The following is a 26765-nucleotide window of genomic DNA, read 5'->3' as shown; positions in this document are numbered from 1 at the left end:
ATGAAATAGCAATACGATAGTTTTTTATGGCTTTCAATTAAAGAAAGCCCATTTCTTTCATCCATTCATCATTGGCAAATTTGGACATGTAATTACGGATAGAGTCGGGTAAAATCACCAGACATTTTTGTCCTTTGCTTAAGGATTTGGCTGCTTGCAATGCGGCCCACATCGCTGCTCCACATGAGCCGCCAATTAACAGTCCTTCTTCTTTAATGAGGCGTCTGGCAGTACGGAAAGAATCCGCATCATTGGTTTTTATGTAGGCATCAATCAACGTATTATCCAGCACATCAGGGAAGAAATCATAACCTATCCCTTCAACATGATAAGATTTGATTTCTGTGCCGCCACCGAGAATTGAGCCTTCGGGATCTGCTCCAATGATTTTGATGGCAGGGTTAAATTCTTTAAGGCGTTTGGCAATGCCTGTAATTGTTCCGCCTGTCCCAACGCCAGCAACAACCATATGTAAATCTTTTCCGAAGTCGTCAATAATTTCCTGAGCGGTCCCAAAATAATGGGCATTGGGGTTATTGGGGTTCGCGTATTGATCAAGGATATGGGAGTTAGGGATTTCAGCTTGTAATTTTTTAGCCAGAGAAATATGACTGTCTGGATCATTATACGCCGCTTCTGTTGGCGTTCGATAAATGATGGCTCCCAGGCGTTCGAGCACGGATTGCTTTTCCTGGCTCATTTTTTCTGGCATGGTAATAATCACTTTGTAGCCTAATACAGCGCCTGCCAGGGCTATACCTATGCCGGTGTTCCCGGAAGTAGGCTCGATCAAGGTATCTCCCGGTTTAATTCTCCCTTCCTTTTCTGCTTTTACTACCATTTCATAGCCAATACGATCTTTTACGGAGCCGCCAGGATTAAAGAATTCGCATTTGGCATACAGCTCACATTCCAGATCTTTTCCAAGCCTGTTAATTTTTACAACGGGAGTATGGCCTATAGTGGCCAGGATGTTAGGGTAAATCATGGTAGTCCTTTGTCATGGTGAAATGAGTTGATTATAAGCGGATAAGGTAAAATAGCAAAATGGTGGTTTCTACAATCAAGTTATTTTCTCTTATTAACGGGAGTTATAGATAAGGGTTATATAAGAAGCAATCGATATCCAGTATTCGTTTGGGCTGAGGAGATGCGTAAGCATCGTCTCGAAGCCTTGGTACCAAACATCAAATTTCAGGCAAGGCTTCAAGACAGCCTAAATGCCTCGTCAGCCCGAACGATACAAGATAATGACCTATATTAATCCATAACTCGCGTTTATTGGAAAGAAATGCAAATCATCTTGGCAGTTTATATTTGTGATATCCTCCTTATTAATGCAGGGATACTTCGTTTTTATGGTTATTTCTCCTTTTTTACATTATATTTATTGTGGGCGTTGGTTATTTTTGTAAAAACAGAAAAACATTACTTATTAATTGAGATCAAAAAACGGATTTCTATCTGTTTTACAAAAATGGCAAAAATCCAAAGTGTTTTCAAATAGTTACAATAATTCATTTCAATTGATATTTTGTTTAATTAACGAATGCAGGAAGCTTAATTATGATAAATTACAAAACGATAAAATGGAGATATGGCCTCATTGCGCTCTTTGCTTTAGGGGTATCAGGATGTTATTTTGACGGGACAAGCCCTCAAGAAAGAGGGTATTCTTACCAGGAAAATAGCATGCCATCCAGTGGAGGACAAACCACCGCTAGCAATCAATCCCAGCCGCAACAAAAAAGCTATGCGTCAAAGGATACCTCTCAAAAATCTACTCCTGGGCCAAAGCGAACCGCTGCACCCCAACTCCCGGTAATTCAATAAAAAGAGTTTTACTTATTATCCCTCATAATCAACTTATATGAGGGATAACTAAAACTTGTTCAAAAGATTTTCTCATAGGTATGAAATGCCATGATCCTTGATAGTTATCAAAGATGGCAGTAGAGAAATTCCTCCTTGTTTTGGTTAGATCCATAATGTTATTTTTTCTGATATTTGCGTGCCTTGAAAAATTATTTTAGAATGGCGGCCGTTTAGTAGTCTGAAATACAGGAGTAGATGATGGATAAGTTAAATTGGGAGCAGCCTGAGGTTTGTGCTATACCAATAGACAGTGTTAGCGCTAGCACTGAGGAAGCTGACGTTCAGGACGGCAGTAGTGAAAGCGGCCTTTCCTCAAGCAGCAGTTCAGGTGGTTAAAAAGAAAAGGGTTCTTTATAAGTAAAGTACAAATTACCCTTTTTCTATTTTTTAGATTCGCCAGCAATCAAGCCTTTAGGATAATTAATGGAATATGGCAACCTTATTGATATTTTAAACACGAATGAAACCGCCTTGACTTCATTTTCAGCACCTGAAATCCTAAAGACAGCACAAAGAATGCGCCTGACCAATTCGGTTTATACCATTTTAAGGGAGCACTATGGTATTCCTGCTTCTCAACTCGCTAACTTTAAGCTCGTTTTAAAGGAAAATAGAGACAGGGCCATTAGGAAATTATTTTTGTCCATCAAAATCAACGAGCTTTTTCAGCAATACAATATTCCGGTTATTCACCTGAAAGGACTACCACTCTCGCAAAAATTGTTTGGAGACCCTTTGATTCGTCAGTCATGCGACATCGATTTATATATTTCTCCCCAGCACTTGGAACAGGCAGATGAAGTGTTTTTTGAAAATGGAATCATTCGGGATAAATACAGTTTCTTACATGACGTTAATAAGCTAAAGAAACATCGAGTACTAAAGGATGTTTCGTACGTGGCTGAAAAATATGGTATTAAAATCGAACTCCACTGGCGTTTGTTTAGATGGAAAGATAAATTCAATCAGCCTTTTGAGTTTTATTGGAACAATAAAGTGCCGATTTTGGTGGGGGGAAAAAATTTATTTTATACCCTGTCCCCTATTGACGAGTATCTGTATGTCGCTGTACATGGAGCGAATCATGGATTTGAATCTTTGCACTGGCTTTATGATTTTGCCCGTTATTCCACCTTGCTCAGCCAGGATGACAGCAGAAGAATTGTTGAATTGGTTAATAATCTTTCCATACAGACAGAGTATCAAATGGCGACTTATTGTGCGGAGAGAATATTTCCAAGTGTGTTTACAGAAAGCGGTAATGCAGGTTTACTACCCAACTCTTTAACGAGAAAAGCCCTGATTTCTTTAATTTACCATTCAAAAAGCACATATCGCTCGAAAAGAAGAATATTACGTATGATGGCGAACAAATTTTATTACATTTAATGAAAAGCTTAGAGTAGAAATGGAGCTTGCTACTACCGGCAACGAATTTATTAGTTTTGCTGTTGCGGTAGTTACATTTTTGGCTGGTTGGAAATTAAGCAGCACAAACATTAGTAGTTATTTTTTATCTTAGGATATAGCATGAATGCTTTGTATGGAGTTCTGCGTTTTGACGGGCAACCATTTGATCGAGAGTTATTAGAACGAGCCAAATTTAATAGCCCGGTTTGGAGAGCGGATCATAGCGAACTTTATTATAATGATTTTTATGCTACGGCGAGCACACAGCGCTTTATTACTCCCGAATGCGCCTTACAAACAGCTCCATATCATGATAAGGAATCGGGTGTAATTGCCAACGGCGATCTTTATCTAACTAATCATTCCAGTTTGGCAAATTGGTTAGGAGTTAGCTCCAAAAATTCGGATTTATACCTGGCAACCCGTGCATATTTAAAATGGGGTGAAAAATGTGTGAATTATTTAGCAGGGAATTTTTTCCTTGTATTTTATGACTTACGCAAAAAACGGCTGTTTATTGCCATTGATCATTTTAATTTTTGTTGCTGTTACTATCTGTTTGTGCCTGGTAAATACTTTATATTTAGCAATACATTCAATACATTCAAAGTTTTTCATGACTCCTTAGCGGTGAATCATGGCGCTTTCCATAAGCTTGCGGCAAAACAGAAAATAGGTCAGGAAACTTGCCTGAAATCGGTTAAAAAACTGACGGCTGCCAGATATATGATTGTTAGCGACCAAAATTTACAAGAGCAACAATACTGGGACCTCCGTAAGACACAACAGACAGGACAATGCCAATCGCGTGAAGACTACTATAGTGCATTCAGAAATGAGATTCAGCAAAGTATCAGACAAAGTATCCGGACTGACGCAGAAATCATGGCCCATTACAGCGGTGGTTTAGACTCTTCATCCATTGCTTCGATTGCTGCCTTGCAACTTGCCAAAGAAAATAAAACTCTTATGGCATATACCGCGATTCCTAAATATTTGTCGGGCGATAGTCATCGGAAAGGATGTAAATATCATGAATTAGATCGGGTGCAAAGCGCATGCCGTTACTATGACAATATTGAAACAATAGTTTATCAAAGCTCTGAAGACTTGAGTATTTTTGATAAACTTCAAGTCTTTTATCCTTATTTAGATCAGCCATTCAAAGCGGTATTCAATATGGAATGGATATTGGCAGGATTGGAAATGGCAGCAGCCAAAAACTGCAGGATTCTTTTAAATGGTGAACAGGGGAATGGATCCATTTCATGGAAGGGAGTGACATTGGGCAACTATCTGAATCAGCGTGTAAAATTTACGCGGCATCTTTTAAAATACCATATGAAATTAGGCAAGCAATTTATAAAATCTGGCTCGCTAAACCTGAAAAAAAATCGTACTGATCTCAATGAGATGAAAAAAAATTTTTTAGAGCCCCATTATTCTCTCCTGAGAGGTAAGAACAGGTTGGAAACAAGAAGTTACATGCGTTCCATCTATTTGTGGTTTGGGGTAGAGGTGATTGACCCAACAAGTAACCTGGATCTGGTCCAGTTTTGCTATGATCTTCCTGAATGGGTTTATCATGGAGGTAACAAATATTTTGAAATCAGGCGATTGCCTAAATTAAAAAGGCGCTTATTGGTGAGAGATGCTCTGGAAGGGCTTGTGCCCCCTGAGATCCGCCATAATCCCTATCGCGGTGAACAGGCAGCAGATTGGTACTATCAATTCAATAAATATGGTCATGCCTGGGGAAGGCTTTTGGCAGATATTGCAGAGAAACACCCTCTCATTTGGGAAATTTATCCTAAAAAATACCTTTTGGATTTATTTGCTAATCATCCCATTAGTCCGCAATCAAGAAATTTTCAAGACGTTAATATGCATTTGGTCCCAGCTTTAAGCACAGCATTTTTTATCAACTACCTAAATGATCTGTATTGATTATTACTTACTGGAGATAATCTCGATGAGTAACCATTTACAACAACACAAATATCAATTCGAATATAAAACCAATACAATATTAGAACGCTATGACTTGGTGTTTTTTTCCAGCGTTGATGAGGACTTGATCCTGCTTGATGAAGAAGCGAGTCATTATTTGGTAGTTAATTCCGTAGGTTACAAAATATGGAATTTGCTGGAATCAAAAAAAACGGTGAGCCAACTTGTTTCTGGGCTTATGGAAATATATAAGGTTGATTTCGATACCTGCTTTAATGATATTAAAGCGTTTATACAACAAATGGTTCAACATAAATTAATCAAAGTCTGTTCATAGATAAAGAATTTATAATCATTCGCTGTCATAGTTTTTAAGCAGAATTGGATAATACAATTGACTGAAATAAAGAAAATAAGATATGCCCATCTTTTTCTGGTTTTATTGGACAAGGGAAAAACACGAGTTCATGTTGCTGTGCTTATTGTTTATTACCTGATAGTATCAAGAATCATTACCTGGTTATATCCGTTTAACAGATATGCCAAGTCGTTTGGGCATAAACACGCCGAAACTTTGTATGAAGACTTCGACCATTTGTATTGGCTAAAATGTTGCCAAAAACTGTTTCCTAAAATAAATAGATTGTTGCCATGGAAAAGTGCCTGTTTACAGCAAAGTGTTGCAGCATTTTTGCTATTACGTCGCAAAAATATGCCCACAACGATTTATTTTGGTATGAAGCGAGAAGGAGATGAGGTCATAGGGCACGTATGGTTGCGGTGCGGTAAACACTATATCACTGGAGGAAACGGCGTGGGTTATACTATTTTTTGTACTTATGCATTAGACCGGGTAAAAAATTAAGTGTTGTTTTATGGCTGAATTTTATAAAAAATATGCGGGAAAATATAAAGACTTTCTCGATTTCATCAGGTTTTTATATGAATATTCGCCATTCCAGCTTGTGTTTTCACAAGCAATGGTAATTCTTTCAAGCTTTCTGGGCGGTATTGGAGTGGTCTCATTGGTGCCAATGTTAAGCTATAGTGGTTGGCTAGCCCAAAATAAGTCCGGCTCTGATCTCAATTGGTTATCCAGTTTATGGCAACAATTGCCGATGCACGATGGCCAAATTCCAATCACTTTTGTCTTATCGGTTTATTGCCTCATCATATGCTCAGTCTCCATGACCAATTATCTCGCTGAATTAACAAAAATAAAATTTATGAAAAATTTTGAGAGATACTGCCGTGAAAGCTTAATCCAAAACTTGGTGAATGCGCGATGGGAATACCTGCTAAAAAGTAAACTGAAAGATTCTGAGTATGTATTGAATGTTGGGTTGATGAAGATCTCTGCTTTAACGACTTATACGTTGAGTTTATTTAATAACATAATCAAAAACTCGGTGTATTTGATTGTTGGTTTAATGCTTTCTGCGGGATTAACAGTCATTTCGCTAATTACTGTGATTTCGATAGCAATTTTTTTTAAAAAATCAAATTCTGCTGGTATGGGAAAACAAGAACTTGATCTGAGCAGAAGCAGGCAAATCAATTTGTCAAATTTTCTTGAAGGAATAAAAATAGCTAAAATTCATGAGCTTACACATGAATATCTCAAGCAAGAGCGTGATATCTCATTCAAGGTGATGGACAATAACATTAAATTTTTAAGCAACCAGATGAAAATTAAATTTGGATATACTGCAATCGGCGCGATCGCGTTCACTTTAATTTTTCTTATTTCCATTTCCCTGTTACAGATTTCAATTCCAACGTTGGTTGTTTTATTATTTGTTTACAATCAAATCATAAGAAGAATATCAACGATGCAGCAAAGCATGTCTTATGCATTGAATATTTCTCCCTTGTTTCGAAACTATTTAATCCTTAAAAATGATTTTTTATCAAATAAAGAATCATCAAATGTGATACCCTTTCATACGCGAGTACCATTACCTAAGGATATATTAATTAAAGTAAAGCAAGTTTCCTTCTCCTATGGAGAAAAAGCAATTTTAAAAAATGTTTCATTTGACATACATCGAAATAAAATAACTGCAATAAAAGGCCCATCTGGTGTTGGGAAATCCACCTGTGTCGATTTAATATTGGGCTTGTTGAAGCCGGATGATGGCTCAATTCTCTTTAACCAGTCCGTAGTTCCAATGGATGTGGAACATGCAACTTCCAAGAAAAAATGGGTTAGTTATGTTCCTCAAAATATTTTTCTTTTTAATGATTCAATCAGGAATAACATCACGTGGCTAAACAATGATGTGAATGAAGAGAAGCTATGGAAAGTTCTTGCCCTGGTTGATGCTGAAAACCTGGTCAGGTCTATGCCCAATGGATTGAATACTATGATTGGTGACAGAGGAGTGCATTTATCTGGCGGAGAGCGGCAAAAGCTGGCGATTGCCAGAGCCATACTGTCATCGCCAACGCTGCTCATTCTCGATGAGGCAACCAGTGCACTTGATCCCCAAAGCGAGGCTGTTATTATGCAGTCGCTTGCTGCTTTAAAACAGACCATGACAGTCATTTTAATAGCTCACCGGGAAAGTACCATAGTTTATGCGGATGAAATAATCGATTTTGGCAAGTTTAATTTAAAAGAGGAGTATCCGTTAAATTTCAATGTTCTTGAAGACACTACGGTTGCTATGAATTAATTATTTATCAATTTTTTATAAAGACGTTTATGTTTTACTATCGCGCATACCAATTGAACATACAAAGTGACATTCCACTTGGAAAAATAGAGCAAACTTCTTATTGTGTTCCAGATGTCATTATTCGTAAAACCAGTGAAATTCCTGATATACCTACAAACGCGAGTCGCTTGGGAAACAAATACGCGTCTTTAAAAAATCAGCTATGGATTACCGATAACCAATGGAGCTTTTATATTGAAGAGGGAAGTACAATTTTATACCAGATTAAATCCGTCGAGCTGACTACACCAATTCATATTCTTCTTACTGGTGCCTGTTTTGGCTGCCTGCTCCAGCAGAGAAATTTGCTTGTTTTGCATGCCAATACAGTTTGCTACCCAGGTCAACCTGCTTTTGCCATCTCTGGCCATACCGGGGCAGGAAAATCTACGGCAGCTGCATTTCATATAAAACAAGGCGCTTTATTGGCCGCAGATGATATAACAGCCATAGAGTTCAAACAGGATATCCCTCATGTATTGCCGGGATTTCCTCGTTTGAAATTATGGAACGATAGTAGAGAAGCCCTACATTTATTATCTTTGGAGTCACTCTATTCTTATAATGGAAGATCCAAGCATCATATTGATTTAAAGCCTAATCAACATTGCAGCACACCAATAGTGCTTGAAAAACTGGTTATTATAAAACCTGATTTGGCAGAGGAAAGAGAACTCTTCGGTAAAGATAAGATTCAATGTCTCCTTGCAAATAACTACACTGCTCTGATATTTCATCTATTTGATTTTCATTGGGACGTATTCAAGAATAATTTAAAATTAGTCAGACAACTTAAAATATACAATGCCCCTCGCCCGGCTATGGTATTTTACAATGAGATCTAGATGATCTTTGCCAAGAGGACTTGCCCAGGCAGACATTTTTGCCAGGCTGAAAAATTATTTGTAAAGCGTTTTCTGACACTCAATTGGCAATCTGTGCGTTTGCGGAATTAATACTGCTTGGCTATGGTTATTAGTTTAGGCTAACATCAAGTCATTTAAATTTTATATTGGTGCAATTTGACTATGAAAAGACCGACCCGAATTGCGATGGTTGCCGGCGAACTATCTGGAGATTTACTGGGAGCAGGGGTAATTCGTGAGCTGAAACAGCATTTAACCAACGTAGAATTCATGGGGGTCGGTGGTCCTCAAATGCTCAAGGAAGGCTTCCATTCCCTGATTGATATCTCCGAGCTTTCTGTGATGGGAATCAGTGATGTTCTGCGACGATATCCTCAACTGTATTTAATAAGAGAAAGGTTATTGAGGGAATGGACAATTAATCCACCAGATGTATTCATTGGGATTGATTACCCTGACTTTAATTTATCCGTTGAAGCACGGTTAAAAAAACAGCATATTAAAACCATTCATCTGGTGAGCCCCAAAGTTTGGGCATGGCGACAAAAACGGGTGCATTTAATAAAAAAGGCAGTTGATTTAGTATTAACCCTATTTCCATTTGAAGAAGCATTTTATCGACAACATGGGGTATCGGCACAATTTATTGGTCATCCTTTAGCTGATTTAATCGAAATAAACCCAAGTTGTTCTACTTTGCGTAAAAAATATAACTACCATTCTGATGACACCATTCTGGCAGTATTACCGGGTAGTCGGGTAGGTGAAATCAAATACATGGGGCCCTTGTTTTTGGAAGTAATGCAAAGAATTGCTGTGGAGAGGCCTCATGTGCATTTCATAGTACCGATTGCGTGTCAGGATTTGTATCCAGTTTTTTTTAAACAACTCCATGCCGAGTATGGCCACTTAAAAATTCAGATTATTCAAGGGAATGCTCGTGAGGCCATGGCTATCTCTGACGTTGTTTTAACAAAATCCGGAACAGCAACACTTGAGGCGATGCTTTTAAAACGACCCATGGTGGTTGCCTTTAAATGGGGTATACTTACTCATGCGATTATCGCGCCGCAAGTAAAAGTTCCCTATATTGCGTTGCCTAATTTATTGGCTGGTAAAAAATTAATCCCTGAATTTGTTCAGGAAAAAGCGAATGTTGATAGCATTACAGAATCAGTTCTGAATTTACTCGACTCATCCAATCAAAACGAACTAATTAAACAATTTACTGATATTCACTGCACATTAAGGCAAAATGCTAATGAGAAAGCGGCTTTATCTATCCTCAGGATTTTGGGGACTTCTTTGACTTAATCGCTGTTTTTAAAAATCGGATTTGTTTTTGCCAATCACTAATTGATACCGCTGGGTGGCCGCCGACCCTGTCTCCGGATTTCACATTTTTATAGACTTTAGCGCTGGCTAAAACAGTGGCGCCTTTACCGATCTTCAAGTGTCCAATCACGCCAACTTGTCCTGCCAAAGTGACATGTTCACCAAGCTCTGTACTGCCGGCGATTCCAACTTGAGCCACTAGGACAGAGCCTTTACCAATCTTGACATTATGCCCAATCTGCACAAGATTATCCAGACGACACCAATCTTCAATCACCGTATTATCCAGAGAGCCTCGGTCAATGCAGGTATTAGCCCCGATTTCAACATCATTGCCAATAATGACACCACCCGCATGGGGAATTTTATAATGGCCATTCGCATCACTGGCAAAGCCAAAACCATCCTGGCCTATACGAGCACCGGAATAAATGACCACGTTATTCCCTATAACAGCATGCCTAATGCTGACGTTGTCTTCTATAAGACAATCATCGCCTATGGTTACAGTATCGCCAATATAAGTATTCACTCCAATTTTGCATCTGTTGCCAATTTTAACCTGATTGCCAATATAAGCCCCATGAGCAATAAAACAATCCACGCCAATAATAGCGCTCGACTCAATCATTGCCGAAGTGGCAATGAAACCGGGTGGTTTTTCAGAAGGATAAAACGCTTGAGCAATCAAAGCAAATGCTTTGTAGGGATTGGGGTGCACCAGTAAATACATGCTATCAGGGGCATATTTCACATAGTCTGGCCCGATGATACAAACACGAGCAGCTGTATGCTTTAATTCTTTGACGTATTTTTTTTGATGCAGCATTACCAAATCATTGCTTGTGGCTTCTGAAAGTTTTGCCAAACCAGAAACTGTAAAGGTTTCTCCTTTACCTTCATACAGTGTAGCACCAGAAATCTTAGCTAATTCGAATAAACGAAATGGTCCTGCAGGTTTTGTAAATTGGTAATTTGACATACACACTCTAAAAAATTAGCGATAAAAGCTGCGTTTGGAATTTTCAAGAAACTTGAGAATATAAGCCACATCATTATTGTCTATGAATTCACGCTTGAGTATTTCAATGGCATTTGTCAAAAGATGACCATCATGAAAAAGTATCTTGTAGGCTCGTTGAATTTGCATTCTTGCGACAGAACTGTATCCATTTCGTTGCAATCTTTCAATGTTAATACCAAAACGCTTGGCTGGGTTTCCGCAAACCAACGTGAAAGGCAGTACGTCTTTTGTAATTCTGGTTTGAGAACCAATCATACTCATCCGTCCTAATTGTACGAATTGGTGTATGCCGCATAAACCGCCTATGGTTACCCAATCGTCAATGATTACATGCCCGGCTACGGCTACCGCATTGGAGATGATATTATGATTACCCATCTGAACATCATGGGCTATATGGGCGGAAGTCATTATGACATTGTTGTTTCCTATTCGAGTAATTCCTCCTCCCCCAGATGTTCCTCTACTGATCGTAACGTATTCGCGAATAATGTTATTATTACCGATTATGGCGGTGCTGTTTTCTCCGCTGAACTTCAGATCCTGCGGGATTGCTCCAATGATTGCTCCCGTTTCAATCTGATTATATTCACCTATTTCTGTCCAGGACTTTATCGACACATGAGAACCAATGACGGTTCCTTGTCCAATGCTGACATTGTCTTCAACAATTGAATATGGACCTACAACCACATCTCGTCCAATTCTGGCGTTGGCTGATACGATAGCTGTAGGATGAATTTGATGGGAGAGCATATATAAATTGTTAACCGCATGAACATGATCCAACTGACTCATTTGCATGGTTCACCTCCACTACAACTATAAATTAAATGCTGGTTACAACGTGCTCTATACTACTCTTAAATCTGTTCTGGGAAAATGATTTGATATAGAGGGAAAGCACTCAGTCACACGACTTGCGCTCATCGCAAGTCGTGTCAGGTTATGTCTGAACTAAACAATATAACTTGCTTTTATAAATACATTACGTACCGCAAAACGCTCGCTAATATTTATCCTGTTACCACCATTTGACAGACCATACCTTTCCCCTTCATTCATCGACCAGTATTGCTCAGAGCCGATTCCGCCCTCAACACCAATTACACTGTCATTATTCAAATTGAAATGAGAGGCCACCACCAAATTGGCTCCTAGAACTGGAGAAACCCATAGCGAGGAAGGATGATTAAGGAAATAAGCGTAACGGCCGCCCGTATTGGGGAAATCCAAAATTGGTTGAGCCCCGGTTATTTCAACCCTTTCGTTCCAATGACTTTTGCTATTACCAGCCAATACAGAGAAAGAAATATCCCCGCCTACAGTAATAAATCGATTAACATCCCAATAGACTCCTGCTCCCGCTTTAGGGCCAATCCCTTTATATTTCGCATGAAAATTAATATTGTCCGCAAGGGGCTGTATTGCAGGGGGAAGGGTGAAGCCAAAACGAGATTCACCACTATAACGAGCGGTAAATTCTTTTACTATTTCTGCGGCTTTTGCCCCGTAATAGCGAGTATAATGGAGCTGTTTGGCAAATTTGCTTGGAACAGTCCTATGAGTAATTAAATCCGCGGTTTGATAATCATAATCAGAATTTACCGCAGCAAGGGCAGGGCCAATCATTTGCAGTCCTGAAAAATCTTTAAGAATCAGGCTTAGCCTGTTGTCCATGAGATCACCCTGTGCAGAGTTGACAGTTATGCTGGAGCCGTGATTTTTTATATTGGTGTAGCTTAATACCAAATCATAGCTGAATTCGGGCCCAAAAAGATATCCGGCACTTAATGAATACCCCCAACGGGAATCCACATTAAACAAGCCAGAGCTAATTAGCCCGGAAGACTTTATGGTATCAGCATATTCCCTGGTATCCAAGGTGCCGTCACTTAACGAGCCATAAATTGCTGAAGCACTAAAAACAAATCTCTTACCATCTTGTTGCGCCTCTCCTACTGTGCCACTCATGCTAAGTGGACTTACCAAGAGCATGCTCATCAATAAAATGCTTTTTTTATTCATCTATGTATCTACTCCCTGATCTTTGAATATTGTATTTGTTCGCTCTGGATTATAAAGGACAACTTCAATGATATCCAGCTACAAATAACGTATTCGCAGGAGTTAGTCAGTATCAGTAAGTTCTGTTTACTTTAAAATGATTAGATTGTAGACTGCCTGTCTAAACCAGGCTTCATAGTCAGGAATAGTGCTTAGGCAAAACACAGGGTAGTTTTCTTTTTATGTTCGAGCTGAAACGTGATTTAAATTCTCTTCCCTTGACTTGGTTGGGACGCTGCGTCTATTTTTTCTCTTCTTACAAAAGAAGTAATGCAAAAAAAAATATCGATCGCGTTTTTCAATTCTCCCTATCACCAGCCGAAAAAAAACGTTTATGCATGGCCTATTATTCCCACATGCTAACAAGCATCAAAGAAATTATTTTATACTCGCTGCTGAGTAAAAAAACTTTGGAAAAGCGTGTCAAAATCATTGGTATTGAGCATTTAGAGAACGCTCTAAGCAAGGGAAAAGGGGTTTTAGTATTGACGGGACACTTTGGTAACTGGGAGTTTGCACCGTTATTTTTTCTTGATAAATTTGATGGCAGAAATTTTGATTTTTATTGTATCCGCAAAAATTTGCGTTTTGCTTTTTTGGATTCCATTTTTTTGCGGCGATTTGAAAATTGCGGATTTAAAATAGTCAGTCATAAAAATGCGGTGAGTCAGACTCGCAGGGTTTTGAAAAACAAGGCCATTGTCTTTTTCCCTTTCGATGTTTGCCCTTCTTCGAAAATTAAAAATAAGATAAAAACCGATTTTTTAGGACGGAAAACGGAGACTAATCTCAGTTTGGCCTATTTAGCAAGTCTTTATGATTCATGTGTGTTATCAATCACTTTTTATCGTACCAATAAAAAACAACATGTAGTACATATTTATCCGGAAATAAAACCGGTTGTTTATCCGGATTATAAACAAACTCTTGTCGAAAACACTCAGCTTTATAATAAAAGATTGGAAGAGATGTTATTGCCTTACCCTGAGCAATGGTTATGGTCATACAAACGTTGGAAAAATAATGACTAACCACTATTTGTCCAAACTCCGAGTGACTTTTGCAGGGCTTCTTTTTTACTGGATTTTGCCTCTTCGTAAGCAAATTGTATTGAGTAATATCGACCTCGTTTTTAAAAATTCAGCGACTCCTGCTGAAAAAACAAGATTAGCCAAAGCGTTTTACTCTCATGTCGCATCTAATTTAAAAGAACTCATTTGGATGGGTTGGGCAAGTTCTAAAGGATTGACTAATAAGATAGAGATTCATGGTTTAGAGCATTTGGAAAGCGCTGTGAGTCAGAATAAAGGGGTTTTTCTGCTCACTGGTCATTTAGGTAATTGGGAATTAGCTTATACTTTAGGTTTTTCTCGCCTGATGCCTCAATATGGGCAATTTAATATCATCAGACGACCCATTAAAATAAAATGGCTGGAATCAATATTGTTTAATAGGATGATACGCTATGGATTAACAATTACCAGCAGCATTAGTGCGCCAAAAAAAATAAATCAAGCCTTAAGAAACAAGGAATTAGTACTTTTTACACTCGATCAGCATGCGAAATTGGAAAATAAATCAGGAATCGCTGTCGAGTTTTTTGGCCTTCATGCTGGGACATACCGAAGTTTGGCCTTTTTTGCCCATAAACATCAAACACCAGTAGTCCCCGTATCCGGCTATAGGCTACACAACGGCAAGCACGTTATTAAATTTCATCCAGAAATAGAATGGGAATTTCATGTCGATAAAGAACAAGCTATCTACAGAAATACTCTTCGCTATAATCAAATGCTTGAAAAATTAATTTTGGAATATCCGGAGCAATGGTGGTGGGTTCATAGACGATGGAAATTATAAGCTAAAAATGTAAAGAAACCCAAATATTATTTTACAAAATGAAAATGAATATTTTTCAAATGTTGATGTCATCAAAAAATCATCTGGTTTATTTAGGATGGTTAATAATAGTTTTTTTTATTGGCTTGCTAACTTCTAAGGCCCCTAAAAATTGCGCATTTGAATTATCTCAACCTATTAAGATAGAAAATAACACAAATGCCAATCCTGTTTATATAAGAGAAAAATTACCTATGCCAAAAGGTATTAAAAAGGCACATTCTGCTACATTGACTAAAGTTGATGACAGTCATTTGCTCGCCATGTATTTTGCTGGGAGTCGTGAGGGAGGACCTGATGTTAAAATTTATAGCTCTATTTATGATATCCATAGAAATAAATGGTCAACCCCCAAAATAGTGCTGACTCGAGAGAAACTGCGCAAGAATAGCCATCAATTGATTAGAAAATTAGGTAATCCTGTTATTTATAATCAAAATGGCAAGTTGCATTTGTTTGTTGTTGCAACTGCTTTTGCAGGTTGGGCGGCTAGCAAAATTTATCATTTTGAGTCATTAGATAAAGGGAAGAGTTTCAACTATAAAGCTACCTTGTATTTAAGTCCCTTTTTTAATTTAAGTACCTTAATCAGAGCATCCCCCCTTCCATTAGTAGATGGTGGTTTTTTTTTGCCAGCATACCATGAATTAGAAAGCAAATATCCTTTAATGCTCCGGTTTGATAAAAAAGGGAGCTATACAGAAAGCATTCAAATCAATCACATTGGGGGGCAATTACAGCCATCAATCATTCCCCTTTCAAGCTTGAATTGCTTAGCTGGATTTCGTAATGCTAATAAAACAGATCACTGGATGCGGATCCAATATTGCCAGGAAGGAGGACTTTCATGGCTTGATCCCCAAAAAACGAATATTAAAAATATGAATAATTCTATTAATTTATTTAATTTTAATTCAGAGGTATTTTTAGTCCATAACAGAACGCATAAAAATAATATCAAAGGCCAACTTGTGTTATCCAGAATGGAGAATTCGACCGGAATATTTTCGTATCTGTTTACTTTGGATACGGGTGAAATTAACAATAAAAGTGTTACTTACCCTTCTACATTAGTGGATAGAGGTTATGTTGATATTATCTATGACAAAAATGCGAATGAGGTCATTCATATACGTTTTAATAAATATTACCTGGATAGTTTGAAAAAATGACTGCATTAATTTATAGCAAATTGTTTTATTCAATCTGTATATGCTATTTTATCCTTAACAGGATAAAAGCAACTTCATTAAGAAACGCTCTAGTTTTTATAGTTATCATATGCACATGTTCTAATTTGAGTTATGGTAATACCAACTCAATTACCGAAATACTATATAGCATTTTGGGAATGCCTAGCATTGTAAGTTTTATCTATTGTATTTTGCTACTCTTACATCAATTTCGTTATGTTGATTGGTTACTTTCAGGGAAAACTAAATTCTATATTTTTTTCATTACCATTATTTTTTACTGCAGTTATTTAAACATTCTTTCTCCTAATGTGTTCTATATGGGGCAATTGACTACACTATTGCTCTGTTTGGCAATTTCTTTAATTGCAGCGCTTATAAATTTATATTTGGCCTATTTATACCTCATGAGCATTACTATAGGTGTAATTTTTTTAGCCCAGTCCTATAATTTATTTGTTTTAGTTTTTGACCCATTAGTATTTTTCCTGTTATTAGCTCAACCAAGACACATAGTAAAAGCTTCTATTTTAAAGGATGCTTGTAAACAAAACGAAATCGATCTTCATATAAAAAATCAGACCCATTTGGTTGAGTAAAATTCAAACTATTGTTTGTTGTCATTTTGTTTTCTACTACATCTTAGGTTAAGACATACCAGAACCCCGGTATGTCTTAACCCTCTCAATTTCATTGCTCAGGGGAAATCATCTTTTCCGGTTTCACAAACTCAGCAAATTGCTCGGCGGTTAAAATTCCCAGTTTCACGGCGGCTTCTTGCAATGAAATATTGTCATGATGAGCGGTTTTGGCGATTTTAGCCGCTTTATCATAACCAATGTGTTGATTAAGGGCAGTAACCAGCATGAGGGAATGGTGTAAATAGTAATCAATCACCGGCTGATTAGGCTCTATTCCTTCTGCGCAAAACTCCTGGAAGGAATGGCAGCTGTCGGCGAGCAGGTTTAATGAGTGCAATACGTTAAATATGATAACCGGTTTAAACACGTTTAATTCAAAATTACCCTGGCTGTCAGCAATTCCAACGGCTGTATCATTACCCAGTACCTGGGCACAAACCATGGTCATGGCTTCGCATTGTGTCGGGTTGACTTTGCCTGGCATGATGGATGAGCCTGGCTCATTTTCTGGAATAATCAGCTCACCAATCCCGCAACGAGGTCCTGAGGCGAGCCAGCGTATGTCATTGGCGATTTTCATTAATGCGCAGGCGAGAGTTTTCATGGCACCGTGCGCATGCACCAGAGGTTCGTGAGAAGCCAGAGCGGCAAATTTGTTAGGAGCGGTCACAAAAGGCAGTTTGGTTATTTTAGCGATGTGTTCAGCAACTTTGACTGCGAATTGCGGATGGGTGTTCAATCCGGTTCCAACGGCAGTGCCCCCGGCAGCCAGCTCATATAATTCAGGCAAGACTTCTTCCAGACGGTGAACGCACGCATCCAGTTGGGCAACATAACCTGAAAACTCTTGCCCCAAAGTCAGTGGAACCGCATCTTGCAAATGGGTTCTGCCAATTTTTATGATGTTTTTGAAAGCGTCCATTTTCGCTGCGAAAACATGACGTAAATTGCGTACAGCAGGTAACAATTTTTCGTTAAAAGCTATCGCCGCTGCAATATGCATGGCTGTTGGGAAGGTGTCATTCGATGATTGAGACATATTGACGTGATCATTGGGATGAATAGGGGACTTGCTTCCCAGGGTGCCGCCAGCCAGCTCAATGGCCCGATTGGAAATGACTTCATTGGCGTTCATATTCGATTGTGTGCCGCTTCCCGTTTGCCAGACATGCAAGGGAAAATGCTCATCCAATAGTCCTTTGCTCACTTCTTCTGCTGCCTGAACAATCAAATCCGCTTTGTCTTTTGGCAGTTTGCCTAATTCAAGATTCGTCAGGGCGGCTGCCTTTTTCAGGATACCAAAGGCATGGGTTACTTCGCGTGGCATAATGTCTTTGCCTATATTGAAGTGATGCAATGAACGTTCGGTTTGGGCGCCCCAATATTTATCAGACGGGACTTCAATTTCACCCATGCTGTCTGTTTCTACACGTGTTTTAGCCATGTTATCAATTCCTTAGCAAAGTTAATCTGTTGATTATGTTTATTTATGTCTAGCTGCTTTATCAGCGAGTTGGGAAAGAATAAAATCAATCGCCAAAATTCTAGCATAGCAGACGTAAATTGGTAATTTTTGTTATAGTATCCTTTACTAAAACCAAGGATAATTGGCTGTGAGAACAATACGTATCTATCAACCTGGCGAATACCAGCCGGGGCAACTTCTGGAATTATCGCCTGAGGCGGGGCAGCATGTTGGCGTAGTCTTGCGCATGGAGCAAGGTGAACAACTGACACTGTTTAATGGGGACAACAAAGAGTTTACAGCATCTATTGAGAGGGTCAAAAAAAAGCAGGTATTCGTTAGAATTGCCTCTGTTCTTGAGGTGAACAGGGAATCCCCATTAAAGATACATTTGGCTCAAGCCATTTCCAAGGGCGAGCGGATGGAAATGGTGATGCAAAAATCGGCAGAGTTAGGAGTGGCATGCATTACACCTCTCATTACCGAGCGTTGCCAGGTTAAAATAGACAAAGAAAAAATGGCAAAAAAAATGCACCAATGGCTTAATATTATCATTGGAGCTTGCGAGCAATGTGGGCGTAATCAAATTCCAGAGTTGAGACAGCCAGTTTATTTGGATCAATTTGTCAGAGAAGCCAAAGAACATCTCAAGCTCATTTTGCATCCGGCATTTAGCAAGACATGGCGCGATTATCCTGTCCAACCTCCTGATGTTGCCTTGATTATTGGCCCGGAAGGTGGTTTCAGTGATGAGGAAATTAGATTGACCAGTGGTCATGGATTTCTGCCTTTGTCACTGGGGCCGCGAGTATTGCGTACGGAAACCGCGGCAATAACTGCGTTAAGTGTTTTGCAAGCTGCCGGAGGTGATCTATAATAGACTTCTTTCCAAATCGGTATAAGCTGCGTCTTTTGTTTTATAGCTCTATTACAAGTATTTCTGGAGTATTATATGTAAACTACTCTTTTTGAAAATCTTGTGTTTGCTCTAAAACAAAACACACAGGATACACAGGAAAGATTTTAGATCGAATAGCATAATCTGGTCTTGGACCAGACCTTTATATTTCTAATAACTGAGGTTTATTTATGAGTGATCATATTAAAACAGTAACCGACGCAAGCTTTGAGCAGGATGTAATTAATTCATCCAAGCCTGTTCTTGTTGATTTTTGGGCTGAGTGGTGTGGACCATGCCGTGCATTGACACCTATTCTGGAAGAAGTGGCAGCCACTCATAGTAAAGATATGACGTTTGCTAAAATCAATATCGATGAAAATCCTCAAGCTCCAGCTAAATTTGGTGTGATGAGTATCCCCACTTTGATTCTTTTTAAAAATGGTCAGGTTGAAGCAGTTAAAATGGGTTTGCTGTCTAAATCCCAATTAAGTGCTTTTGTTGAAAGTAATCTGTAACGGTATTAAAGTTAAAAAGCCCTGAGATGAAAATTTATTTACAGGGCTTTTACTTTTTTATGGGGCTTGTGTTAAAATTAACCTACTTAAAGGGATTTTTTCTTAAAGATTTAAAAGTTAAAATCAAAAAAGTCAAAATAACTTTTTATTTTTAGTTTAAAAATGTTGGATCTTGTTGTAAAGCTGTGATAGCCTGTAGCTATATGTGACATGCTTTAAAACAAGTGAGCCACATAGGCAGCGGATTCCTTAGCTGCTATTCCCTAACATAATTTTTTCTTCGGATATTCAATTCATTTAAACAACAAATCAAGTGAGAAGTATGAATCTTAGTGAACTTAAGCAATTACCTATTGCCGATCTCGTTAATATCGCACAAGAGATGGGTGTGGAAAATACCTCCCGTATGCGCAAGCAAGACATCATTTTCGCCATCCTTAAAGCCCATGCTTTAAAAGGGGAAGACATCCATGGCGATGGTGTTTTGGAAGTTTTGACTGATGGTTTTGGTTTCTTGCGTTCCGCTGATGGCTCCTATCTGGCAGGCCCTGATGACATTTACGTCTCTCCCAGTCAAATCAGACGTTTCGGTCTTCGTTCGGGGGATACTATTTCTGGTAAAATCCGCCCCCCCAAAGACAGCGAACGCTATTTTGCTTTATTAAAAGTTGATCAAATTAACTACGATACACCGGATAGCGCAAAGCGTAAGATTTTATTTGAAAACTTAACTCCCTTGTTTGCTACCGAGCGTCTGGTTATGGAGCAAGGTAATGGCAGCACAGAAGATCTCACGGCAAGAGTAGTTGATTTATGCGCTCCTTTCGGCCGCGGACAGCGTGGTTTGATCGTGTCACCTCCGAAAGCAGGTAAGACATTAATGTTGCAAAACATTGCTCGCTCTATAGAAAAAAATTATCCTGAATGTTATCTCATTGTTTTGCTGATTGATGAACGTCCTGAAGAAGTAACGGAAATGCAGCGTTCTGTCAAAGGTGAAGTTGTTGCGAGTACTTTTGACGAGCCCGCCAATCGCCATGTTCAGGTTGCCGAAATGGTAATAGAAAAAGCAAAACGTCTGGTTGAGCATAAACGTGATGTGGTTATTCTGCTGGATTCGATCACTCGCTTGGCCAGAGCTTACAATACGGTTGTACCGGCATCAGGTAAAGTACTGACTGGTGGTGTTGATGCGAATGCCCTGCAAAGGCCCAAAAGATTGTATGGTGCGGCACGTAACATAGAAGAGGGCGGCAGTTTAACCATTATTGCAACGGCTCTGGTAGACACGGGTTCCAAAATGGACGAAGTGATTTACGAAGAGTTCAAAGGTACAGGTAACATGGAAATCCACTTGAGTCGTAATATTGCCGAGAGAAGGGTTTTCCCTGCGATTAACATTAATCGCTCTGGTACTCGCCGTGAAGATCTCCTGTTGAGCCCCGAAGAATTACAGCGCACCTGGATATTGCGTAAAATCCTGCAATCCATGGATGAATGCGATGCGATTGAATTCTTATTGGAACGCATGAAGAATCATAAGACAAATGCCGAATTCTTTGATGCAATGAAGCGTCAGGAATAATTTAAATGATAATTAACCCCGTAATTAGCGGAGCATAATTCGGGGTTCAAATTCGCCTTATTTTCAGGTTTATAATTCATGCTCATAGCCTGTATTACGCTGTGCTGGTACGGGTTTACAGTAAGCTTCTTTTTGAGATAATTAATGAAGTATTCAGATCTGAGAGATTTCATAGCCCAACTTGAATCACGTGAATTATTAAAACGTATTGATTATCCTGTATCACCTCATCTTGAGATGACCCTAGTCAGCGATAAAGTGTTGCGCTCAGGAGGGCCAGCCCTTCTGTTTACCAATACCCCCAATTACAACATGCCTGTACTGACCAATCTTTTTGGTACGGTAGAGCGCGTGGCTTTGGGAATGGGTGAGGAATCAATAGTGGCTTTGAGGGAGATTGGAAAATTATTGGCTGCTTTAAAGGAGCCCGATCCTCCCAAAGGCTTCAAAGACGCTTTTAGCAAGTTGCCCTTATTGAAACAAGCGCTGAATATGGCACCCAAATATGTCAGTGGAGCCGAGTGCCAGACTCATGTGTGGGAAAAGGATGAAGTGGATTTAACCTTATTGCCCATCCAAACGTGTTGGCCCGGAGATGTTGCTCCTCTAATTACCTGGGGTTTGGTTACTACTCGTGGCCCACACCAGTCCAGAGAAAACATGGGCATCTATCGCCAGCAACTATTAAGTAAAAACAAATTGATCATGCGCTGGTTATCTCACCGCGGAGGTGCTTTGGATTACCAGGCCTGGCAACAAGAATATCCCAAAGAGCGTTTCCCTGTTGCGGTGACTTTAGGCGCTGATCCAGCCACCATACTGGCAGCAGTTACTCCCGTTCCTGATACTTTGTCTGAATACGCTTTTGCGGGCTTGCTTAGAGGACAACGAACTCGGTTGACTCGATGCATTGGCAATGATTTGCATGTTCCAGCCAGCGCAGAAATTGTTTTGGAAGGTTATCTGGAGCCAGGAAATGAGGCGCCCGAAGGGCCTTATGGCGATCACACCGGTTATTATAATGAAGTCCAATCTTTTCCTGTTTTTACGGTAGAGCGTATTACTCATCGCGATAAACCTATTTACCACAGTACTTATACCGGAAGACCGCCAGATGAGCCAGCCATTTTGGGAGTTGCCTTAAATGAAGTGTTCATTCCCTTGTTACAAAAACAATTCCCAGAGATTGTGGATTTTTATTTGCCGCCAGAAGGATGCTCTTATCGTTTGGCTGTAGTCACTATAAAAAAGCAATATCCAGGACATGCTAAACGTATTATGATGGCTGTTTGGTCTTTCTTGCGCCAGTTTATGTATACCAAGTTCGTCATTGTTTGTGATGATGATGTGGACGCGCGCAATTGGCAAGATGTCATATGGGCAATGACCACACGCATGGATCCGTCCCGCGATACAGTCATGGTAGAAAATACACCCATTGATTATCTGGACTTCGCTTCCCCAGTTTCAGGATTGGGTTCCAAGATGGGTATGGATGCTACCAGTAAATGGCCAGGAGAAACACAAAGAGAATGGGGTAAACCAATTACGATGGATGAAGATGTGCTTAATAGAGTAAATGGTTATTGGTCCTTATTAGGATTAAAATAATGACAGATAAAATAATTCAAGCTCAGGTGGAGGACATTTCCCCTTTAACGGACAGCATCGTGCGATTGGTCTTAATGCCTGATGAATACGTTGATTATCAAGCCGGACAGTATTTGCAAATCCTGTTTGCAAATGATGCGTTTAGTTATTCAATTGCAAATGCGCCTTTAGGTTCTCATCGTTATGAATTGCATATTCGCCATAGCCAGGATAATGATTACCATCAATCGTTATTGGCTCATATCAAACAATATGGATCTCTGCGCTTAAGATTACCTTTGGGTGAATGCAGTATCGATCAATTACATCCCCAAAAACCCATTTTATTCATTGCCGGTGGGACTGGATTTGCGCCAATTAAAGCCATGATTGAGCAGTTACTGGCAGATTCGGACAGCAGGCCATTTGAGTTATTTTGGGGAGCACGCTCACAAAGCGATTTATACATGGATGAAAAAGTAAGGAGTTGGCGCTCCCATGCCAGCCACTTCCAATATTTTTCGCTATTATCCAATAAAAGTGAGGATACTTTGGCTTCTCGAGTTCTTGCCAGGCATGCAAACATTCTACGGGACTGGCAAATTGTCATCAGCGGTCCTTTCGATATGGTGTACAGTACTCGTGATACCTTGGTTGGTTATGGCATATCGCCTACCCAGATGTTTTCAGATGCCTTTAGTTTTGAATCCAAAACAGATGATGCAAAAAACTGAGTGGAATGGAGTGAATTAATGGAAACTTTATATCAAATTTTAGGACTCATTGGCGCCGGATTGATTATTTTTATATTGTACCGATTTATTAAGGGAAGCCCAGGGCAATTTAGCAAGGAAAATATGAGCAAAAGCTTTATGACGATGGGGGTTTTAGGTCTGATTTTAATAGGTTTTATTGCCTTGCTGGTGTTGATGTTGAGGAATACATAACCAACTCCATGCCCTGTTGGCATTTCCACCTCATAAGCTAGTGAGACGGGATAGTTTTCTGATAACTGCCCTTGTTTTTAATTAAATAATCATCAATATTTGGGTTGTTGATAGGTTCCTGACTCGTATCAGGAAGTAACTGGCATTCTTCGACATAAGTTATTTGGCTGCTGTCATCAACTAACAGGCGGTACCATGGGTTTCTTGTTGCGAATTCATGCTGAGTTGCCCTGGGATTGTATTTCCCTGAGGCTTGGAATATGGGGTCCACATCAATAACAATCGCCCGGTATCTGATGCGTTTATGAATAACCAGATCACCGATATTGTATTTGGCTATTTTATTCATAAAAGGCTCCATTTTTGAGCATTATGATAAATATATCGGTAATTCCGCTTTTAACTTGAGCTTACTGAATTAAAGTGGGCATGGGGGATTTCCCATAAATCCTGGCTAAAATAATCCCCGCCTCATAAAGCAAACACAAAGGCAATGCTAATGCAACTTGAGAAAAAACATCAGGGGGGGTGAGTAGCATACCAATAATAAATGCCCCAACTATCACATAAGGCCTGATTTTTATAAGTGTCTCAACTGTAGTGAAATGGGTTTTTACCAGTACAAGACAAATTAGTGGAACCTGAAAAGAAAAACCAAATAAAAGCAGCATGCGTGTAATGAAATCTATGGCGTAAGCCATGTCAGGCATGAGTCGCACTCCTTCCGGAAGGGCCTGAGCAAAAAACTGGAACATATAAGGGAGGACAAGATAAAAGCAAAATAGTGCCCCAAAGACAAAGAGCAAAAGACTTAAAATGATGGTGCCTCTGATTTGTTCCTGCTCGTTTTTATAGAGTCCCGGGCGCATAAAACGCCAAAGTTGCAATAAAGCAAACGGAGCAGTGAGCAACAAAGCGGTATCCACTGCAAGTTTTAAAGGGGTGAAAACCGAGGAAGTAATCTGTGTGGCAATCAAGCCCTCTTGATTCGGTAAAGATCGCAATAACGGCTTTACCAGGAGATGAAACAGTTGGTCTGATATGAAAAAAAACAATAGCGCTAAAGCGCCAAACCAGAGAAGGGTATAGATTGCTCTTTGCCGTAATTCAATTAAATGAATTAACATAAAGCTCATTGGGGTTGAATGCCGAGATCATAGAATAAACCATTCCATTTGATTTTTCTATTTTTGATCATTGTCTGACAAAGTAGCATATGAACCCATTGCTATGGGTCCAATTCAAGCCGGGTTAGGAATTCTACTTTTAACACCGATTCTTTCAGGTCGGATTTCTTTCAGACGATTGAATTGATCAACAAAAACAACAGTGGGTTCATGTGCTGCGCAATCCTCTTCCAGAATTTGCGTAAAAGAGGCGATAATAACCAAATCACCGGGGGTTACCAAATGAGCTGCCGCTCCATTGACACAGATATCCGTTGAACCCTTTTCACCTGTAATGGCATAAGTTTCAAATCGGGTTCCGGCAGTGATATTCCAGACATTAACCGCTTCATATGGCAATATGTTTGCCACTTTTAAAAGCTCTGGTGAAATAGTGATACTCCCTTCATAATCCAGATCTGCCTGTGTGACGCAAGCACGATGAATTTTTGATTTAAGCATTTTTCTATAAGCCATTATTTGCTTCCTAAATTTGAGTCTGGAAAAAGCAACTGGCTAAATACAACTGAGTTTATTTGTTACATGGCTTTTTCCAGATTGAAATAACTAAAAAAAGAGATAAGAATATCAACCTTGGTCATTGTGGTTGAATTTTACCCCATACCTTGGAGGTTACGCTATATAAATTTTTAAAATTGAGGGAGAAGGCTTTGAGTTATTGCGTATTGTCGGGGTTTGCTGGCACTTGACACTAACCTACGGTAAAATTAACAGGCTTCCCCAAATGGGGTATACCTTGTGATGTCAACAAGATTACTGAATTAATTTTATCCTAACATAGGTGATAGAAAGTGAGGCATAGCCCACGTAAACGTTTTGGTCAAAATTTCTTACAAGACAAATATATTATTAATGAGATTCTACGCGCTATCAATCCTTTGGCGGATGATAATATGCTGGAGATTGGCCCTGGTTTAGGCGCTTTAACTCAGCCATTATTGCAAAAACTGAATCAATTAACAGCCATTGAAATCGATACGGATTTACAAAGCTATTTAACCTGCTTGCCTGCATCTCAAGGCAAACTGAATTTAATTCCTGCTGATGCGTTAACCGTTGACTTTTGTCAATTCGGCCCCCATTTAAGAGTAGTGGGTAATTTACCTTATAATATTTCTACTCCATTGCTGATCTATTTATTGAAATTTATAACTTGTATTGATGACATGCATTTTATGTTACAAAAAGAAGTTGTAGAACGAATAGCAGCAGCCCACGGCACTAAAGCCTATGGGCGACTAAGCGTGATGTTGCAGTATCATTGTGAGGTAGAGTATTTATTTGATGTTCCTCCAGAAGCGTTTGAGCCCAGGCCCAAGGTAGACTCAGCAATAGTTCGATTAACACCTTATCGTGTTTCGCCATTTGAGTCTGTAAACACTGAGAAACTGGAAAATATTGTTGCTAAAGCATTTGCTATGAGACGCAAAACTCTTACTAATAATTTGAAAGGGATTATCTCATTATCTCAACTCAATGATTTAGGCATTGATGGAGGTAAGCGGCCAGAACAAATTTCGGTGGCGGAATATGTCCAACTAGCGAAATTTATTTCCAATTAGTGTAAAATTATATGATAAGTTATTGTGGAGGTT

The 26765-nt window shown here is 39.2% G+C and carries 28 protein-coding genes; 20 read left to right on the top strand and 8 right to left on the bottom strand.

Translation table 11 applies throughout. The features are described 5' to 3' along the window. Positions 1-37 precede the first annotated feature (37 nt). Positions 38-988 carry a pyridoxal-phosphate dependent enzyme gene (locus tag LPG_RS14930; RefSeq protein WP_010948636.1) on the bottom strand — a complete coding sequence of 317 codons (951 nt, stop codon included), beginning with the start codon at positions 986-988 and terminating at the stop codon, positions 38-40. Positions 989-1566: 578 nt separating this feature from the next. On the opposite strand from LPG_RS14930, the gene LPG_RS14925 reads away from it, so the two are divergent. The 9 genes from LPG_RS14925 to lpxB all read left to right on the top strand — a co-directional run bounded on the left by LPG_RS14925 (position 1567) and on the right by lpxB (position 10135). Further along, positions 1567-1833 (top strand): hypothetical protein, encoded by a 267-nt coding sequence (locus tag LPG_RS14925; RefSeq protein WP_014327031.1) that lies wholly within the window; start codon positions 1567-1569, stop codon positions 1831-1833. A 240-nt stretch (positions 1834-2073) separates the two neighbouring features. Then, entirely contained in the window at positions 2074-2211 is a 138-nt protein-coding gene (locus LPG_RS14920) for a hypothetical protein (protein ID WP_015443875.1), read from the top strand. An 87-nt stretch (positions 2212-2298) separates the two neighbouring features. Continuing rightward, positions 2299-3264: a nucleotidyltransferase domain-containing protein gene (locus LPG_RS14915; protein WP_010948635.1), complete on the top strand. Its 966-nt coding sequence runs from the start codon at positions 2299-2301 to the stop codon at positions 3262-3264. Between the two features lie 141 nt (positions 3265-3405). Continuing rightward, positions 3406-5232: an asparagine synthetase B family protein gene (locus tag LPG_RS14910; protein WP_010948634.1), complete on the top strand. Its 1827-nt coding sequence runs from the start codon at positions 3406-3408 to the stop codon at positions 5230-5232. 25 nt (positions 5233-5257) lie between these two features. After that, a complete protein-coding gene (locus LPG_RS14905; protein WP_010948633.1) occupies positions 5258-5572 on the top strand; it encodes a PqqD family protein in 315 nt (104 codons plus the stop codon). Positions 5573-5629: 57 nt separating this feature from the next. Then, complete coding sequence (locus LPG_RS14900) at positions 5630-6100, top strand: lasso peptide biosynthesis B2 protein (RefSeq protein ID WP_014327030.1); 471 nt, start codon at positions 5630-5632, stop codon at positions 6098-6100. Between the two features lie 10 nt (positions 6101-6110). Then, on the top strand, positions 6111-7913 hold the full coding sequence (locus tag LPG_RS14895) for an ABC transporter ATP-binding protein (RefSeq protein WP_010948632.1): 1803 nt from the start codon (positions 6111-6113) through the stop codon (positions 7911-7913). Positions 7914-7942: 29 nt separating this feature from the next. Continuing rightward, positions 7943-8800: a hypothetical protein gene (locus tag LPG_RS14890; RefSeq protein WP_010948631.1), complete on the top strand. Its 858-nt coding sequence runs from the start codon at positions 7943-7945 to the stop codon at positions 8798-8800. 183 nt (positions 8801-8983) lie between these two features. Then, positions 8984-10135, top strand: a complete 1152-nt coding sequence (lpxB, locus tag LPG_RS14885; RefSeq protein WP_015443877.1) for a lipid-A-disaccharide synthase — start codon at positions 8984-8986, stop codon at positions 10133-10135. Here the strand turns inward: lpxB and lpxD are convergent. The 3 genes from lpxD to LPG_RS14870 all read right to left on the bottom strand — a co-directional run bounded on the left by lpxD (position 10107) and on the right by LPG_RS14870 (position 13208). Beyond that, complete coding sequence (lpxD, locus tag LPG_RS14880; RefSeq protein ID WP_015443878.1) at positions 10107-11138, bottom strand: UDP-3-O-(3-hydroxymyristoyl)glucosamine N-acyltransferase; 1032 nt, start codon at positions 11136-11138, stop codon at positions 10107-10109. The two genes, lpxB and lpxD, sit on opposite strands and share 29 nt — an antisense overlap. 15 nt (positions 11139-11153) lie before the next feature. Next, a complete protein-coding gene (gene lpxA, locus LPG_RS14875; protein WP_010948628.1) occupies positions 11154-11984 on the bottom strand; it encodes an acyl-ACP--UDP-N-acetylglucosamine O-acyltransferase in 831 nt (276 codons plus the stop codon). 153 nt (positions 11985-12137) lie between these two features. Beyond that, positions 12138-13208, bottom strand: a complete 1071-nt coding sequence (locus LPG_RS14870) for an Lpg1974 family pore-forming outer membrane protein (RefSeq protein ID WP_010948627.1) — start codon at positions 13206-13208, stop codon at positions 12138-12140. Between the two features lie 221 nt (positions 13209-13429). Here LPG_RS14870 and LPG_RS14865 point away from each other — a divergent pair, with 221 nt between their 5' ends. The 4 genes from LPG_RS14865 to LPG_RS14850 all read left to right on the top strand — a co-directional run bounded on the left by LPG_RS14865 (position 13430) and on the right by LPG_RS14850 (position 16938). Further along, positions 13430-14278 (top strand): lysophospholipid acyltransferase family protein, encoded by an 849-nt coding sequence (locus LPG_RS14865; protein ID WP_010948626.1) that lies wholly within the window; start codon positions 13430-13432, stop codon positions 14276-14278. Next, positions 14271-15107 carry a lysophospholipid acyltransferase family protein gene (locus LPG_RS14860; RefSeq protein ID WP_010948625.1) on the top strand — a complete coding sequence of 279 codons (837 nt, stop codon included), beginning with the start codon at positions 14271-14273 and terminating at the stop codon, positions 15105-15107. The genes LPG_RS14865 and LPG_RS14860 overlap by 8 nt, the downstream gene beginning before the upstream one ends. Before the next feature lie 59 nt (positions 15108-15166). After that, the gene (locus tag LPG_RS14855; protein WP_015443879.1) at positions 15167-16318 is read left to right on the top strand and encodes a sialidase family protein; all 1152 of its coding nucleotides are present in this window, start codon (positions 15167-15169) and stop codon (positions 16316-16318) included. Positions 16319-16497: 179 nt separating this feature from the next. Beyond that, positions 16498-16938 (top strand): hypothetical protein, encoded by a 441-nt coding sequence (locus LPG_RS14850; protein ID WP_223804312.1) that lies wholly within the window; start codon positions 16498-16500, stop codon positions 16936-16938. Between the two features lie 91 nt (positions 16939-17029). Here the strand turns inward: LPG_RS14850 and fumC are convergent, their stop codons facing one another. Beyond that, positions 17030-18424 (bottom strand): class II fumarate hydratase, encoded by a 1395-nt coding sequence (gene fumC / locus LPG_RS14845; protein ID WP_010948622.1) that lies wholly within the window; start codon positions 18422-18424, stop codon positions 17030-17032. Positions 18425-18587: 163 nt separating this feature from the next. On the opposite strand from fumC, the gene LPG_RS14840 reads away from it, so the two are divergent. The 6 genes from LPG_RS14840 (at position 18588) to LPG_RS14815 (ending at position 23983) form a co-directional block, all read left to right on the top strand. Beyond that, positions 18588-19322, top strand: a complete 735-nt coding sequence (locus LPG_RS14840) for an Lpg2936 family Dot/Icm T4SS effector methyltransferase (RefSeq protein ID WP_010948621.1) — start codon at positions 18588-18590, stop codon at positions 19320-19322. A gap of 212 nt (positions 19323-19534) precedes the next feature. After that, positions 19535-19861: a thioredoxin gene (gene trxA, locus LPG_RS14835; RefSeq protein ID WP_010948620.1), complete on the top strand. Its 327-nt coding sequence runs from the start codon at positions 19535-19537 to the stop codon at positions 19859-19861. 322 nt (positions 19862-20183) lie between these two features. After that, positions 20184-21446, top strand: coding sequence for a transcription termination factor Rho (gene rho, locus LPG_RS14830; protein ID WP_011216778.1), 1263 nt, complete (start codon positions 20184-20186; stop codon positions 21444-21446). A gap of 144 nt (positions 21447-21590) precedes the next feature. Next, positions 21591-23057 (top strand): 4-hydroxy-3-polyprenylbenzoate decarboxylase, encoded by a 1467-nt coding sequence (ubiD, locus tag LPG_RS14825; RefSeq protein WP_010948618.1) that lies wholly within the window; start codon positions 21591-21593, stop codon positions 23055-23057. Further along, positions 23057-23770, top strand: a complete 714-nt coding sequence (locus tag LPG_RS14820; protein WP_015443881.1) for an NAD(P)H-flavin reductase — start codon at positions 23057-23059, stop codon at positions 23768-23770. The genes ubiD and LPG_RS14820 overlap by 1 nt, the downstream gene beginning before the upstream one ends. Positions 23771-23788: 18 nt before the next feature. Beyond that, a complete protein-coding gene (locus LPG_RS14815; protein ID WP_011216775.1) occupies positions 23789-23983 on the top strand; it encodes a hypothetical protein in 195 nt (64 codons plus the stop codon). 37 nt (positions 23984-24020) lie between these two features. Here the strand turns inward: LPG_RS14815 and hspQ are convergent, their stop codons facing one another. The 3 genes from hspQ to panD all read right to left on the bottom strand — a co-directional run bounded on the left by hspQ (position 24021) and on the right by panD (position 25626). After that, positions 24021-24332, bottom strand: coding sequence for a heat shock protein HspQ (hspQ, locus tag LPG_RS14810; protein ID WP_011216774.1), 312 nt, complete (start codon positions 24330-24332; stop codon positions 24021-24023). A gap of 61 nt (positions 24333-24393) precedes the next feature. After that, positions 24394-25119 (bottom strand): twin-arginine translocase subunit TatC, encoded by a 726-nt coding sequence (gene tatC, locus LPG_RS14805; RefSeq protein ID WP_010948615.1) that lies wholly within the window; start codon positions 25117-25119, stop codon positions 24394-24396. A gap of 105 nt (positions 25120-25224) precedes the next feature. Next, complete coding sequence (gene panD / locus LPG_RS14800) at positions 25225-25626, bottom strand: aspartate 1-decarboxylase (RefSeq protein WP_010948614.1); 402 nt, start codon at positions 25624-25626, stop codon at positions 25225-25227. A gap of 335 nt (positions 25627-25961) precedes the next feature. Here panD and rsmA point away from each other — a divergent pair, with 335 nt between their 5' ends. After that, on the top strand, positions 25962-26732 hold the full coding sequence (rsmA, locus tag LPG_RS14795) for a 16S rRNA (adenine(1518)-N(6)/adenine(1519)-N(6))-dimethyltransferase RsmA (RefSeq protein WP_010948613.1): 771 nt from the start codon (positions 25962-25964) through the stop codon (positions 26730-26732). The last annotated feature ends 33 nt before the right edge of the window (positions 26733-26765 follow it).

It is taken from the genome of Legionella pneumophila subsp. pneumophila str. Philadelphia 1, from assembly GCF_000008485.1.
GTDB lineage: Bacteria > Pseudomonadota > Gammaproteobacteria > Legionellales > Legionellaceae > Legionella > Legionella pneumophila.
This window is presented reverse-complemented; position numbering and strand designations above follow the sequence as displayed.